The sequence below is a fragment of the Paracoccus laeviglucosivorans genome (genome assembly GCF_900182695.1).
Lineage (GTDB): Bacteria > Pseudomonadota > Alphaproteobacteria > Rhodobacterales > Rhodobacteraceae > Paracoccus > Paracoccus laeviglucosivorans.
The window spans coordinates 131,293-145,401 of record NZ_FXTK01000007.1 but is presented as its reverse complement, the minus strand read 5'-3'; the positions used below and the strand labels follow the sequence as shown (position 1 = coordinate 145,401).

Annotated in this window: 10 protein-coding genes; 1 reads left to right on the top strand and 9 read right to left on the bottom strand. The window is 62.4% G+C overall.

Features of this window, described 5'->3' with window-relative positions:
* Positions 1-363: 363 nt before the first annotated feature.
* Both FN835_RS10280 and FN835_RS10275 read right to left on the bottom strand, forming a co-directional pair.
* On the bottom strand, positions 364-1,773 hold the full coding sequence (locus FN835_RS10280; protein ID WP_142663123.1) for an RtcB family protein: 1,410 nt from the start codon (positions 1,771-1,773) through the stop codon (positions 364-366).
* 584 nt (positions 1,774-2,357) lie between these two features.
* Complete coding sequence (locus tag FN835_RS10275) at positions 2,358-3,914, bottom strand: vWA domain-containing protein (protein ID WP_142663122.1); 1,557 nt, start codon at positions 3,912-3,914, stop codon at positions 2,358-2,360.
* A 175-nt stretch (positions 3,915-4,089) separates the two neighbouring features.
* On the opposite strand from FN835_RS10275, the gene FN835_RS10270 reads away from it, so the two are divergent.
* Positions 4,090-5,670: an RNA repair transcriptional activator RtcR family protein gene (locus FN835_RS10270; RefSeq protein WP_142663121.1), complete on the top strand. Its 1,581-nt coding sequence runs from the start codon at positions 4,090-4,092 to the stop codon at positions 5,668-5,670.
* Positions 5,671-5,826: 156 nt separating this feature from the next.
* Here the strand turns inward: FN835_RS10270 and FN835_RS10265 are convergent, their stop codons facing one another.
* The 7 genes from FN835_RS10265 to FN835_RS21585 all read right to left on the bottom strand — a co-directional run bounded on the left by FN835_RS10265 (position 5,827) and on the right by FN835_RS21585 (position 14,108).
* Complete coding sequence (locus FN835_RS10265) at positions 5,827-8,904, bottom strand: type I restriction endonuclease subunit R (protein WP_142663120.1); 3,078 nt, start codon at positions 8,902-8,904, stop codon at positions 5,827-5,829.
* On the bottom strand, positions 8,904-10,043 hold the full coding sequence (locus FN835_RS10260) for a DUF4268 domain-containing protein (protein ID WP_142663119.1): 1,140 nt from the start codon (positions 10,041-10,043) through the stop codon (positions 8,904-8,906). Before FN835_RS10260 ends, FN835_RS10265 begins: the two co-directional genes overlap by 1 nt.
* Positions 10,043-11,299: a restriction endonuclease subunit S gene (locus FN835_RS10255; protein WP_142663118.1), complete on the bottom strand. Its 1,257-nt coding sequence runs from the start codon at positions 11,297-11,299 to the stop codon at positions 10,043-10,045. The genes FN835_RS10260 and FN835_RS10255 overlap by 1 nt, the downstream gene beginning before the upstream one ends.
* Complete coding sequence (locus tag FN835_RS10250; protein ID WP_246098704.1) at positions 11,299-12,816, bottom strand: type I restriction-modification system subunit M; 1,518 nt, start codon at positions 12,814-12,816, stop codon at positions 11,299-11,301. Before FN835_RS10250 ends, FN835_RS10255 begins: the two co-directional genes overlap by 1 nt.
* Before the next feature lie 185 nt (positions 12,817-13,001).
* Positions 13,002-13,514 (bottom strand): HGGxSTG domain-containing protein, encoded by a 513-nt coding sequence (locus FN835_RS21210; protein ID WP_185958644.1) that lies wholly within the window; start codon positions 13,512-13,514, stop codon positions 13,002-13,004.
* A complete protein-coding gene (locus FN835_RS10240; RefSeq protein ID WP_142663116.1) occupies positions 13,505-13,693 on the bottom strand; it encodes a hypothetical protein in 189 nt (62 codons plus the stop codon). The genes FN835_RS21210 and FN835_RS10240 overlap by 10 nt, the downstream gene beginning before the upstream one ends.
* Positions 13,694-13,751: 58 nt before the next feature.
* On the bottom strand, positions 13,752-14,108 hold the full coding sequence (locus FN835_RS21585; protein WP_142663115.1) for a hypothetical protein: 357 nt from the start codon (positions 14,106-14,108) through the stop codon (positions 13,752-13,754).
* Between the last annotated feature and the right edge of the window lies 1 nt (position 14,109).

Here is a 14,109-nt window from a genome sequence, read left to right as displayed (position 1 = left end):
ACTGAACGTCCTCGCCTATAACATCAAACGGACCATCTCCCTGATCGGCACCCGGCGTCTGATAGCTGAAATCGCCGCCTGACGCGGTCGATGCGAATCAGCCGCAGTGACAACCACGGATTCCCCGCGCGCCGCTAACCACCTGTTTCCACACAGGCTCGGCCGTCATTGATCCAAGTGCATCTGAACGCCGCGCGCAAGGACGCGACTACTATCTGCCATGTTTTTCATTCAAGGAATGGGCACTTCGCACGCAAAGCGCGATTCGCAAGCTTGGCATCTTGTTCGACCGCACAGCTGCCGCAGTGTTTAGAAAACCATTCAGATGGGGCAAAAGCCTTGCCGATCAAACAACGAACCCGACTATCGCCGGGTTCGCTTTGCTTGCCAGTGCGGGGCGACGTCCCCGGCCATGATGCAGCCATAAGGGTCGATAAAGTCAACAACTTCGGCCAACCCATAGTCGCGGATCTGGTCTACAACCGCTCCCGCGCGTTTATAGCTGGAGGGCAGCTCCGAGGCGTCCACTGCTCCGGCATGAAACCGGATGTCCAGTCCTGCCGTTTCCGCCGCCAACATTTGTGCAGGCGTCACAGTCCCCGTGCGGCGGCGATGTTCCGTGCGCGAGAAATTTCGTCCGGCCCCATGCGGCGCGAAGCCAAGTGTATGGGCGGCATCACGGCCACGCACCACGAGAACCGGTTCTGCCATGTTCAAAGGAATCAGGGTCAGGCCGGTCGCATCAGGCGCATAGCCATTCCATGCCGGGGTCGCCCCCTTGCCATGCAGGAACAGATCGCCGCGACGGAAGACAAAGTTGTGCTCATTCCAATAGCGGTCCCCCGGCTCGGCGCGCAGCTTCTCCACAACGGCCTGATGCAGCGCGTTGTGGTTGGCCTTGGTCCAGCGGCGGATGATCTGCAACGCGTCCCAGTAGTCGCGCCCCTGGTCGGTATCCGCCGGAATCCAAGCATTCTGCTTGAGCGTGGCAGGCGACAGTTCGCGGCGGAACCGCTCGGCCGACTCCATCCCTTGCTTGTAAAGCAGCCCGCCCGGCCCGCGCGAACCGTGGTGGGTTACCATGGCCACCCGCCCGGTGGCGCGGCTGCGCCCGATGAACAGAAAGTGGTTGCCATCGCCCTGCGTGCCCATATGGGCCTGCGCAGAATACAGCATCCGGTTCCCATTCAGGAACGGGTTGGCGCGGAACTGATCCATCAGATCCAGCGATACGCTGAAGCGATTGCCCTGATCGCGCCCGCCCGGCCCGAAATGGGTGATCGCCTGCGCCGCATCCAATGCCGCCTTTGGATCGACATGCCCCAGATCGGTGATCATGACCGAACAACAGACATCGGCCGAATGCATGCCGGGATGGATCGCATTGCGCGTTGCAACCACGCCGCCCACCGGGATAGTCCCCAACGGTCCCGCCGGGCAGGCATCGGGCATCACGGCCCCGGCCTCGACCGTGGGGGTCCGCAGTACCTCGACCATGGTGGCCAGCACCTTGCCGACATTGGCCTGTTCATCGGCGTTTTCGGCGCGGATGCTGACATGCAGCGGCACTTCGCCGGGGCGGCGCAGGGCGAGCGGATCGGGCGCAGGCGGCGGCAGGTCCGGCTCCAGCATCTGGCGGATGCGGATCAGGCCAAGGCCTTCGGCCCGCGCGGCATTTGCGCGCGACAGAAGGTCCGGAAACGCCGGGCCGGGGCGGTGGCCCCATTCGATCAGGTCGGCCCCGGATACGGGGGAAGGTGCGTCATCGTTCATCATCTCATTCACTCACATATGGAACTCCGGCGACAAGCGCGGCAGCCAGTCGTGCCGCGCGGCATTCACCGGGCAAAGTCGTTCAGGGGGACAAGGAAATCGGCAAGCCAACACAGGGTTGGATGTCGTCTGCCCGGAATTCCCCCGGAATGGTCTGGTCGGGGCGACAAAAGGAAAGAGACTGTGCGACCCACCCCGAAGCCGGGCCGGTATGAAGAGGGTGGCAGCCTCTCTGGATCGCCTTCGATTGCACTGTAGTCCCTTTGGCATTCGCCCCGTTTTCGGGTCCGGCGACAAGGTGTGGCAGGACGTTTCACTGAGCTACACGCTTGCGCACGGCGCGAGTTGAACGCGCGACCTCCGGTTTCCCGGCGCTCTAACCTGTAGTCCTGCCGGCATTCGCCGGGTCATCCCCCTTTTTCTGGCCCCGGCGACAAAATTGGCGAAACCGTCCTTTCGGAGCTGCTCTACCGCTGAGCTACTGCCCGGTTTGGCAGGCAGGATTCGAACCTGCGACACGCTGTAGTTTCACCGGCATTCGCCGGGTGTTTTGATTCCCCTCGGCGTCACCGCCGGGGAGCGTTTCAGACTTCGACCGCAGCGATCTCGCCGACCCAATGGTCAGGGCCCATCCGCCCGGCTGCGAAATCGGCGATCTGGTCAAAGACCTGATCCGAGAAACCGCCGATGTTCAGCACATCGTTCCGTTCTGCCGCCTGCGCGGTGCCATAGGGCTGGATGTCGATGCAGACCAGTTTCGCCGCAGGGTTGCAGGACTTGAGCTTGGCCCATTCCGCCATCATCGCTGTGCCTTGCCCGCCCTGCCGATCATCGACCCAGGACTGGTTGTCCGAAACGAAGATCACCAGATCGGGCGCCAACCCTGCCGCATTCAGCGCAGCCAGCGGTGCCGAACAGTTGGTGCCGCCCCCGCCCAGTGCCGCCAGCTTTGCGGCATTGGTCAGGATGGTGTCGCGCGCCTCCAGCCGGGTCTGGCGCACCCGCACCTCGAACGGCAGGACGCGGGCCTTGGGGTTGCTGCGCAGCACCGCCGCCGCGACCAGCCCCGCCACGTCAAGGCAGCGCACGACCGAGGTTGCACCGGGCCGATACCCGGTGACAGGCGACGACATCGACCCCGACACATCGGGGCAGACCGCGACAGATCCGCGCAGCACCGGCACATTTGCAACGGATATCTCCATCGCGTCATGCAGCGCATCGCGCAGCTTTGCGTCCACATCAGGCGACAGCGCGTTCAGCGTGGCCAGCAGTTGATAGGGCAGCGCCTTGGCGGCCCGGATACGCCCCGGATCGCGCAAAACCCCTGCCACATGATCAACCACGCCGGGCTGTGCAAACGCGCCCTTGCGATCAAGCATGTTCAGCCCCTGCCGCAGCATCTGCCACGACCCCTTGCGCGCCACATCGGCCCATTGATCGGACGTCAGGGCCAAATCGGCCAGCATCTGGAACGGCACATCCGGCACGACGCCCGACACCCCGGCCCGAAAGGCCAGCAGATCCTGCACCACCCGCGGCAGCGCCGCCGTATCGGCGGGCCTTCCGATGATCCACGCATAAAAGGCCGCCCGTTCAGCCGTTTCCGGCCTTGGATGCACCATGCGGATCACATCGGCCAGCGACGGGTCGTTACCGACCGATGCCGCCAGCAGTTGCGCATCCGTGGCCGCGTTCAGCCAGCGCTGCACCATCGCCTTGGGCCGCGAGCCCAGCGATTTCCGCCCGGTCTGCCCCGACCGCAGGATCTGCACAAAACCACGCAGCACCTTGCCCGAGGTGACAACCCGCCCGAAAATCTGCGCAAACAGCGCCGGATCGCGGGCCGACAGCACCGCCAGCAACAGCGCCGGCGTGTCCTTCATGTGGCCTTTTTCGCGGACATGCACGGCGGTCTGGGCCAGAAACACCGGGTCAACCGCCATGGCCGCATCAAGCAAGGCCGAAACCTCGGCCTGCGCGCCCTGATAGAAACCGCCGCCAAAGGTGCCGGTCATTGCAAGCTGCGCCAGCTTGTGTTCAGCGCCATAGGCATAGGCCTTGGCCCCTGCCGCGTTGGTGGCGGTTGCGCGCTGCACAAGCCGCCCTGCCAACGATGCAAACAGGGATTTGTTTGCCATGATCGTGTTCCCTTCTGTTTCTGCGTCCTTTTTGGCAGGAACAGACCGAGGTGTGAAGAAATTCTCATTTCCCGATTAGTGCATTGAAATAATGTGATTATTACTATATTCACCACAAAGCGCTTCGCAAGATTATATCCTGTGATATATGGAATTATCTCAAAGGATCATCCCAATGCGCAATGTCGTCATCGGCTTTCTTGGAACCCAGTTGGATATGGGCAAGCGTCGCGAATGGCGGCCCTCGGTCCAACTATGCGAACATCCCGATTTTCCCGTTGACCGGCTGGAACTGATTCACGACCAGCGCCATTACCATCTGGCCTGCAATGTGGCCAAGGCCATCGCCAAGACATCGCCCGATACCGAGGTGCGGCTGGTCAGCATCGACATGGCCAACCCTTGGGATTTTCAGGAAGTCTATGGCAAGCTTTACGACTTTGCCGCTGAATACGGCTTCGACGAGGATCGAGAGCGTTACCACGTTCACCTGACCACCGGCACGCATGTGGCGCAGATATGCTGGTTCCTGCTGACCGAAAGCCGCCATATCCCGGCGCGACTTTTGCAGACTGGCCCCCCGCGTGAGGGTGCAGCGCCGCAAGGCACGCTGGATGTCATCGACCTTGACCTGACCCGCTACAACGCCCTGCAGCGCCGGTTTGAAGCGGCTGCGCGTGACCATTCGGCAATGCTGCTGGGCGGGATCGAAACGACCAGCCCCGCGATGCAGGCGCTGGCCGCCCGTTTGGATCTGGTGGCCACCGGATCGGACGCGCCGATCCTGCTGCTGGGGGATCCTGGGACCGGAAAATCCCACCTTGCCGCTCAGATCCATGAGCTGAAGTTGGTGCGCCGCCGCATCAAGGGCAGGCTGGTTCAGGTTAACTGCGCCACGCTGCGCGGAGGGCAGGCCTTGCCCGCGTTGTTCGGCCAGCGCCGTGCCGCGACGGGCGTGGCAGGCAGCGAGCGGCCGGGCTTTCTCCGCGAAGCAGACGGGGGTGTTCTGTTTCTTGATCATATCGACGAGCTGGGCCTCGATGAACAGGCCGCGCTGTTGCAGGTGATCGAGACAGGTCGCTATTGCCCCGTCGGATCCGAGGCCGAGGTGACCGCCCGCTTTCACTTGATTGCCACCGCCGCCAGCGCCCCCGGCGCGTTGGTCCGCGCCGGGCGGTTGCGGCCCGATCTGCACGCAAGGCTATCGCAATGGGTGGTCCGGCTGCCGCCGCTGCGGGAACGGCGGCAGGACATTCAGGCGCATCTTCTGGACATGATCGACAGCAGCGAGCGTCAGTTGGACCGCAAGACCGGATTTAACGCCGACGCGCTGGTGCGCTATCTAAGGTTTGCGCAGGATCCGGGCACGCTTTGGCCCGGCAACCTGCGCGACCTGCACGCGTCGGCCCATCGCATGGCTGTGCTGGCCGAGCGTGGACGTATCACCGTGCCGATGGTAGAGGCCGAGATCGCGACCCTTATTGAACAGTGGAACTCTGCAACCGCCGACCTGGACGAGGTCCTGCTGGCTGAAGTCTTGCCGGATTCCGCACGGCTGGATGAATTCGACCGCGCCCAGCTAGCCGCCGTTATCCGTGCGTGCCGGGAATGCGCCAATCTTTCGGCCGCTGGCCGTCGGCTGTTTGCCATGTCGCGGGCAGAGAAAGCCAGCCAGAACGACGCCGACCGATTGCGCAAGTATCTCTCGCGGTTTGGTCTGGATTGGGCGGCAGTGTCTGGAAATCAGCCTGGCTGATGACCAGACCCGACGTGCAGCGATATTCGCTCTTCTCAACGGCAAAATCGCGCAGAACTTCTCCGGCTCGCCAGCGCTATGCCGATACTCATGCCAGCTTTTGGTATTTTCACCGAGGGGCGATCAGGGTGGTATGAATGACAAGCTACGGGCCGCTCACCCCATCGCCAGCGCCTCGGCCTGCCGCAGCACCAGCTTGACGGCTTCGGACGCGAGATCCGGCGGATAGCCGTGTCGCGCTAGGATCCGCTTGATAGCCACGCGCATCTTGGCGCGGACGTTTTCGCGTTTCCACCAATCCACACCCGCATTGTTGCGCACGGTCGTGACCAATTCGGTGGCGATGACGCGCAGTTCCTCGTTGCTCATGATCTGCACGGCGCTGTCGTTCTGGGCCAGGGCATCATAGAAAGCGCGTTCGGCGGTGTTCAGGCCGTCCTCGGGCTCGCTTTGCAGGTCTTTGGCCAGCGCGATCAGCTCTTGCAGGATCTGCAGGGCATCGACGCTGCGGTTGTGATAGCGGGCGATGGCTTGTTCCAGCCGGGTCGAGAACACCTCTTTTTGCACCACGTTCGTACGGGTGCGGGCCGAGATCTCGCCGTTCAGCAGCTTTTTCAGCGCCTCGACGGCAAGGTTGCGATGCTGCATGTTCTGCAATTCCAGCATGAATTCGTCGGACAGCACGCTGATATCGGGGCGGTCGAAACCGCAAGCCTCAAGGATATCGACCACCTCGGTCGAGGCGACTGCGTTGTTGATCAGCTGCTGGATGGCAAAGTCGCTGCCGCCATCGCTGCGTGGCCCGCCCACATCCAGCTTGGCCAGGCTAGAGCGCACGGCAGCAAAGAACGCGACCTCTTCGGCATGTTCGGTCGCCTGCGGGCTGCCCGAAGCAAGCTTATAGGCTTTGACCAGCGCGGCCACGGCATCCTGAAAGCGCTTGGTGCCGGTCGCGGTGTCGCTGTCGCGATCCTTGGACAGGATATGTTCAATCGCACCGGGCAGGACAGCCAGCCGCTCGCCGGGAGTGCCCCGCAGCGCGGCGCCATAGTCGAAGCCATGAAACTGCGTCCGCGCCACATCCAATGCGTCAAGGAAGGCCGCGATGGCCTCGGCCTCATCAATGCCGGTCTGGGCCTGATCGGTCTGCGAGTAATGCGCCAACGCAGCCTTCAGCTCGGCGGCGATGCCGATATAATCGACCACCAGCCCGGCGGGCTTATCGGCAAAGACCCGGTTCACGCGGGCGATGGCCTGCATCAGCCCGTGCCCCTTCATCGGTTTGTCGACGTAAAGCGTGTGCATGCAGGGCGCATCAAAGCCGGTCAGCCACATGTCGCGCACGATGACCAGCTTCAGCGGATCGGCGGGGTTCTTGAAGCGGACGCGGATCGCCTCTTGCCGGGTTTTCGACCGGATATGCGGTTGCAGCGCCGCCGGGTCGGTGGCCGATCCGGTCATCACCACCTTGACGCAGCCGGTATCGTCGGTGTCGCCATGCCAATCCGGGCGGGCGGCAATGATGCGGTCATAGACTGCGGCGCAGATGCGGCGGCTCATGCAGACGATCATTACCTTGCCATCGATGGCAGTCAGGCGTGCGTCGAAATGGGTCAGGATGTCTTGCACCACCGTGTCCAGCCGACGGTCGGCCCCGACCAGCGCCTCGACCCGGGCCCATTTCTTGGCAGTGGCGCTGGCCTGATCTTCGGCCAGCATCTCGGTCGCCTCGTCGAATTCGTCGTCCAGCGTGGCGGCGACATCCTCATCCAGCGTGATCTTGGCCACCCGCGCTTCGTAATAGATTGGCACGGTCGCGCCATCGGCCACCGCCTGCGCGATGTCATAGACGTCAATGTAATCGCCAAAGACGCCGCGGGTGTCGGCGCCGACCAGCTCGACCGGGGTGCCGGTAAAGGCGACATAGACAGCATTCGGCAGCGCCCGGCGCAACTGATAAGCAAGCCCATGGCGGATCTCGCCGGTGTCCTTGTTCAGCTTGGCCTCGAACCCGTATTGCGTGCGATGCGCCTCATCGACCAGCACCACCACATTCGAGCGCGCGGTCAGTTCCGGGAAAGTCTCGCCGCTTTCGGGGCGGAATTTCTGGATGGTCGAAAAGATGATGCCGCCGACATTGCGGTCCAGCAGGCCGCGCAACGTTTCCGTGCTGTCTGCCTGCACCGGCTCTTCGCCCAGCAATTCCTTGCAGCGGGCAAAGGTCGCGAACAGCTGGTTGTCCAGATCGTTGCGGTCGGTCAGCACCAGCAGCGTCGGGTTTTCCAACGCCGGATGATGCATGATCCGGCCCGACAGAAAGGTCATCAGCAGGCTTTTGCCCGAGCCTTGGGTGTGCCAGATCACCCCGCCTTTGCCGTCACCCGCCCGCGCGGTCAGGATCGTGTCACAGGCTTTGCGCACGGCGTGGAACTGGTGATAGCCCGCGATCTTCTTGATCGGACCCTTGCCTTCATCCTCAAAGACCACGAACCAGCGCAGCATGTCGAGCAGCACGCCGGGCGCCAGCAGCCCCTCGGTCAGCGTCGACAGCTCCAAGGTCGAGCCCTTGGGCACCAGCGTTTCGCCATCCACCGTCCGCCAGCTCATATAGCGGTCGAACCCGGCCGAGACCGAGCCATAGCGCGCCTGCAACCCGTCAGAGATCACCGTCAGCAGGTTGGTGCGGAACAGGTCGGGGATATCGTTGCGATAGGTATCGATCTGGTTCCAGGCGGCTTTGACATCCGCGCCTGCCACGCCCTTCAGCTCGACCACCACCAGCGGCAGGCCGTTCAGGAACAGCACCACATCGGGAATGCGCGCGGTCTTGCCCGCCACGTCGAATTGCTGCACCGCGCGCCAGTCATTCGACAGATTGCCCCAATCGACCAGCCGGACGCGGGCATGGCGCTCCTCGCCCTCGCGCAAAAAGGTCACCGGCACGCCATGCACCATCAGGTCATGCAGCCGCCGGTTTTCCTGCACCACGTCTTGCGCGAATACGCTGTCGGTCACCCGCCGCGCCGCGTCCTGCAACGCCGGGTCCGGCACATCGGGGTTCAGCCGACGCAGACTGTCCAGCAGCACCGGCGCAAGGATCGTTTCGCGGAAACTGGCGCGCATGGGGTCGCGCATCTCGGGCGAGACATCCGCCCCATGCATCAGGTGGTAGCCCAGCGGCGCAAGGCTTTCCATGAAATGCGCCTCAAGCTGCGCTTCGCTGATCCACGCCATTAGTCTTCGCTTTCGTCCTGTAAATTGATGGCGCGCCCGATTTTGTTCAGCGGCTCGCTGAAGGCGATCTCAAGCTTGCGAATATGTTCCGACAGCCAGTCCAGCATGTCTGGCCAGCTGTCCTTGTCATAGCCGTCGAAATCCTTAGCATAGACAATGCGGCTTTGCTTCTTGTCATCCATGCGCCGCCATTCCATGGCATGACCGAATGCGGCCTCCAACTCGGCGCGGCGGGTGAACAGCTGATCGAACAGCCATTTGTTCTCGGCGCCTTCGGACCTTGCCAATGACAGCTCGACCCGCGCTTCGCTTTGGCCAAAGATCATCTGGAACCGACAGGCGGATACACCGGACCCGGCGTTCAGCCAATGGTCCTTGGTCGGGCTGATATTGGCGAACAGTTTGACGCCGTCGGCGCGCAGACGTTCCAGCGCCTTGGTCCAGAACTGCTGCCGCAGATCGTGGCGGCGTTTCTGGGTGCCTTGGATCGCGGTTTCCTCGACCTCTTTCGACGAAACACCGATCATGTAATCGGCAGCCTCGGGCGGTGGGATGATCTGTTGCAGGTCCAGCAACAGCTCGTCGCCCATGGCAAAGGGCGTGACGCGGAAACATTGCACCGCGATGCCGCGGCTGATCAACCACAGCGCCGTTGCCGTCACCTCGCGCCTGAAATTGGCGGCGACGAACAGGATGCGCTGGCCGTTGCCGGGGTTCAGCGCCACCTCGGACAGGTCTTCGACCTCAAGGAAGGCGCTGATCGACTGCGTGGCGTTCTTGCCGCCGCAATGGCGGTCCAGATATTGCTGATGAATATCCACGATCTGCGTGCGCGTCAGGCCCGAGACATAGGCCGCGTATTTCAGCGCCTGCCACGTCACATCGCGGCCCGAATCGTCCAGCTTGTTCTCGATCACCACCAGATTGCCGGATTTATCCAGCGCCAGCAGGTCCAACCGCTCGCGCGTTTCATCGAAGCCGTCGAATTCCTTTTGCAGGATCAGCAGATCCTCGCCCAATGCGTCGGGTTGATGGACTAGCCATTCCTGCAGATGGTCCCGTTCCCGCAGCGCCAGATCGCCAAAGCGTTTCTGCGTCAGGCGAGAGATGCGGTTGGCGGTGCGGTCCACGCGGAACATCAGGCGACTTCCTCGACCATCTCGCGCGCCGCGCCGACGCGGAGTTCGCCGGACATGAGGCGGGGGAGAAGGGTGTCGCGAAGGGTGGCTAGGGTGCGGTTTTGAGCAACCAACGACCTGATCTGTTGATCCATAGGCGCCACCAATCTCTCGAAACCATCAACGACGGCATCATCAGGTACGATCAATGGAAGGTTCGCGAGTTGCTTCTTGTTGATCGAGCCGAAGACGGTCCCTTCCGTATCGAAAGAAGCAAGTGCAGTTGATAAAGACTGCATAGCTTCGTAGCCATAAGCGTTACGCGCGGAGCGTTCCCAAAGTGCCGCTACACCGCGACCAATACAGCACTCTTCCCAAGCCCTATTTAGGTCACCAACCGGAGCTCGAACACTTAGTAGAGTGCTATCCATGCGAGCAATGCGCGTCGGGGCAGAGCAATACTTCTTAACAGTGGGAAATCTGTATCCGAACTCAGCACGACCTTGATAGAACGGAAGCCCTAGTGCGTTTTCATTGTATGTCTCACCGGGCGGCGATTGCCCCATGATGACGTCAAATACGTCTAGGACGGCCCCCATCCTCCACCCCACCGGCAGCCCATCCTCGCCGAAGCTGTCGGGGAAGCGGGCGGCGGTGGCGGCGTCCATGTGGGCGGGGGCGCGGCCCTCGGCGCGGGCGCGCACAGGGTCGAAATCCACAAACCACGACCGATAGAGCGCCCGCGCCATCGCCTCCAGCGTCGCCGCCGTCTTGCGGTTCAGCTCGATCTTGTCGTCGAGGGTGCCGAGGATGGCGAGCACGTTGTCTTGGTCACGCAAACTAGGCAGACGGATGGGCATGCGCTTCGCCGAGCCGACGTTGAAGTGTTGCTGCACGGCCCCCACGATGTGCGAAGCTACGTGTTCGCTCGCGACCGCATTCACCCAGTATGCAAGAAATCGAGGGCGTATGTGCGGGCCGCAACGAACGATGACGAGGTCGGAACAATTGGCTTCAACCAAGTCTTCAGGAATGACAGCGCATGTCCCGGGCTTGCCGGTCCGCACGATGACGACGTCATTCGGCCGAAGCGCCGATTTGCGCAGCTTCTCATGGAAAGTACGTGTGATGAATTTTGTTTCTTGGAAGTCGATCCTGTGGGGTTGGATATTCAGAGACCGGAGGAATGGAATGCCGACATCAACATATTCATCTACCATCGAGCCCACATGGCCGACCGTGAGCTGCGCGACTTCCTCGAGGTAAACGTCGCGCATCAGCTAAGTGCCCCCAGCCGTGCCTCAATCTCGGCCTCCAGCCGTCGCCCCTCGGCGAACTGATCGCGCAGCACCCCCATCAGGCGGTCGAACTTCTCCTCGAAAGGCTCGTCATCCTCCTCGGCCGCGCCCGCGCCGACATAACGGCCCGGGGTCAGAACGAAGTTATGCGCCTCAATTTCCTCCAGCGTGGCGGACTTGCAGAAGCCCGGCACATCGGCATAGGCACCCTCGCGCTCCTCACCCCGCCAGGTGTGATAGGTGGCGGCGATCTGGCGGATCTCGGTCTCGGACAGCTCTTTCTGCTTGCGTGAACCGGGGACCAGCGCACCCATCTTGCGGGCGTCCATGAACAGCACCTGACCGCGGCGGTCTCGCAGGGTTTCATTCATCGCGATGCCGTTCGATTTGTCGCGCGCCAGAATCCAAAGGCAGGCCGGGATCTGAGTGCCATAGAACAGCTGCCCCGGCAGGGCGACCATGCAATCCACAGCGTCGCCTTGCACCAGTGCCTGCCTGATCTCACCCTCGCCACCCGACATCGACGACATCGAGCCATTGGCCATCACCACGCCGCCGATGCCCGTCGCCGACAGATGCGCGTGGATATGCTGGATCCATGCAAAGTTCGCATTCCCCACCGGCGGCGCGCCGAAGCGCCAGCGCGCATCCTCGCGCAGCAGGTTGCCCGACCAGTCCGAGATGTTGAACGGCGGATTGGCAAGGATATAGTCGAATCGTTCATCCGGGAATTCATCGCGCAGCAGCGTGCCTTCGGAGTTCCAGCGGATATCGGCAAAGATCGAGCGGATCGCCAGATTCATACGCGCAAGACCAAAGGTGGTGTGGTTGCGTTCCTGACCATAGATGGCGATGTCGTCGGTTTTGCCCTGATGTGCGTCGATGAACTTTTCCGATTGGACAAAGAACCCGCCCGTGCCGCAGCAGGGGTCATAGACGCGGCCACGGGTCGGCTCGATCATCTCGATCAGCGTGTCGACGACGGATTTCGGGGTATAGAACTCGCCGCCGCGCTTGCCCTCGCTGCTGGCGAATTCGCCGATGCAATATTCATAGATGCGACCGATCAGGTCGAAGTCATTCTTGCTGCCGTCCAGCTTGAGGTTCGAGAACAGGTCGATCAGCCCGATCAGCATGGCGCGGTCGATGGATTCGCGGCCGAAGACCTTGGGCAGCGCGCCTTTCAGGCTGGGGTTCTCGGCCTCGATCTGGCGCATGGCGTCGTCGATCATCACGCCGATGCGGGCATCCTTGGACTGGGCGGCAAGGCTGGTCCATCGGGCCGAGGGCGGGACAAAAAAGGTGTTTTCGGCCAGATACTCGTCGCGATCTTCGGCATCGCCGCCGTCTGCGACGATCAGGGTCTGGCGGCGGTCGAAGGCCTCGGACACATAGCGCAGGAACAGAAGGCCAAGCGCGATATGCTTGTATTCGCCCGCATCCATGGCGCCGCGCATCTTATCGGCGGCGGCGAACAGGGTCTTTTCGATGGTCAAGGGTCTTCTCCGGACGAATGGCTCAACCATTGATAGACTGGTGTTGGCGGGATTGTCAGGACGGTTGGGAAAGGTTTTTTTCATTTTCGATCAGAGGGTGACCGAATGTGTCGTGTCCGGATCGGCTGAATGAAGGCATGGGGCGGTGTAAGACCCCAAGAACGCCCGGTCATGGCGAGCTGATGTCAGGTTTTATCAGGTTTTCCGAGCTGCTGACGGTATTTGGCCCAGCGTCTGCGTTGTGCCTCGGCAATGCGGGCCTTGCCCTCTTCGGTCTTTGGGCCGGTCGACAGCCCGCCATGCAATCGGCACCGCGCCTTGCCCGGCTCGCTTTTCAGTTTGCAAGACATGCCGCGACGGGTCAGGGCGCCGCAGTCTTGGCGATGCATCTGTGCGTGCACCGCACTGCGCAGGGCGGTGGCGGCGTGAAACACCCGCAGATTCGCCAAGCTGATTGAGCCAACCACCTGCAGGCGGACAAAGCCCAAGCCTGGGCGGCTGTTCAGAATACGCTGGCGATCCGGCGGGTCGAAGGCGCGGGCGATCCCGGCCAGTGTCGTCACGCGCCCGTCCAGCGCAGGTTTGTTTTCCCAATAGCTGATCGTCTGCCGCGAAACACCTGCGCGCTTGGCAAGAACGGCTTGCGACAGACCGGCGCGGCGGCGCAGAGTGGCGAGTTCGTTGCCGGTCATACCCATGTTCCGCATCCCGAAATCGCCACACTGCGCGTTGCATCGCCCACAGCTTCGGCCATCGCACGGGACAGGTCGGATGGAAGCAAGAGCGCCGCGTTAGGCGTAAGCGCCATTGCAGCCACCTCGCACCCGTCCTGCCACAGATGCAGCACCGTGCCGTGCCTGATGGTCACAAACAACATGCGGCGGTCCCCCTGCGGATGTAGCCCACGGTTTGCGGGCTGCATTCCACGCGGCGGGCTATCTCCCGATCCGACAGGCCGGGCGCGGCCGCCAGCAGGTCAAGAACGGCGAAGCGGCTCCTGGCCGGGCACTGGCGCGTGTGTTGTCCAGATTGGACGAATGCCGCGAAGTCAGCTTGGGGGGATGCGACCAGCATTCTTTCCTGCTCCCGGTCGGGGCCATGTCGCGATTAGCCAGATGTTCTGGCCATTCCAGCCGGGCGGCGATGCCATCGGTGAACAGCGTTTCGACAGCGTGTAGCGTTCCGATGCCGGGCTCTGCCCCGCCGTTCTGCTCGCTGTATTCCGAAGCCTGGACAGAGACCCTTGCGACGATGCTGTTGGGGCTGATGCAGATGCGGGTGATGCTGCTCACG

Excerpts from the sequence above, each read along its gene's own strand:
- FN835_RS10280 (WP_142663123.1), bottom strand. The coding sequence starts at position 1,773 with ATGAACGATGACGCACCTTCCCCCGTATCCGGGGCCGACCTGATCGAA.
- FN835_RS10275 (WP_142663122.1), bottom strand. The coding sequence starts at position 3,914 with ATGGCAAACAAATCCCTGTTTGCATCGTTGGCAGGGCGGCTTGTGCAG.
- FN835_RS10270 (WP_142663121.1), top strand. The coding sequence starts at position 4,090 with ATGCGCAATGTCGTCATCGGCTTTCTTGGAACCCAGTTGGATATGGGC.
- FN835_RS10265 (WP_142663120.1), bottom strand. The coding sequence starts at position 8,904 with ATGGCGTGGATCAGCGAAGCGCAGCTTGAGGCGCATTTCATGGAAAGC.
- FN835_RS10260 (WP_142663119.1), bottom strand. The coding sequence starts at position 10,043 with ATGTTCCGCGTGGACCGCACCGCCAACCGCATCTCTCGCCTGACGCAG.
- FN835_RS10255 (WP_142663118.1), bottom strand. The coding sequence starts at position 11,299 with ATGCGCGACGTTTACCTCGAGGAAGTCGCGCAGCTCACGGTCGGCCAT.
- FN835_RS21210 (WP_185958644.1), bottom strand. The coding sequence starts at position 13,514 with ATGGGTATGACCGGCAACGAACTCGCCACTCTGCGCCGCCGCGCCGGT.
- FN835_RS10240 (WP_142663116.1), bottom strand. The coding sequence starts at position 13,693 with ATGTTGTTTGTGACCATCAGGCACGGCACGGTGCTGCATCTGTGGCAG.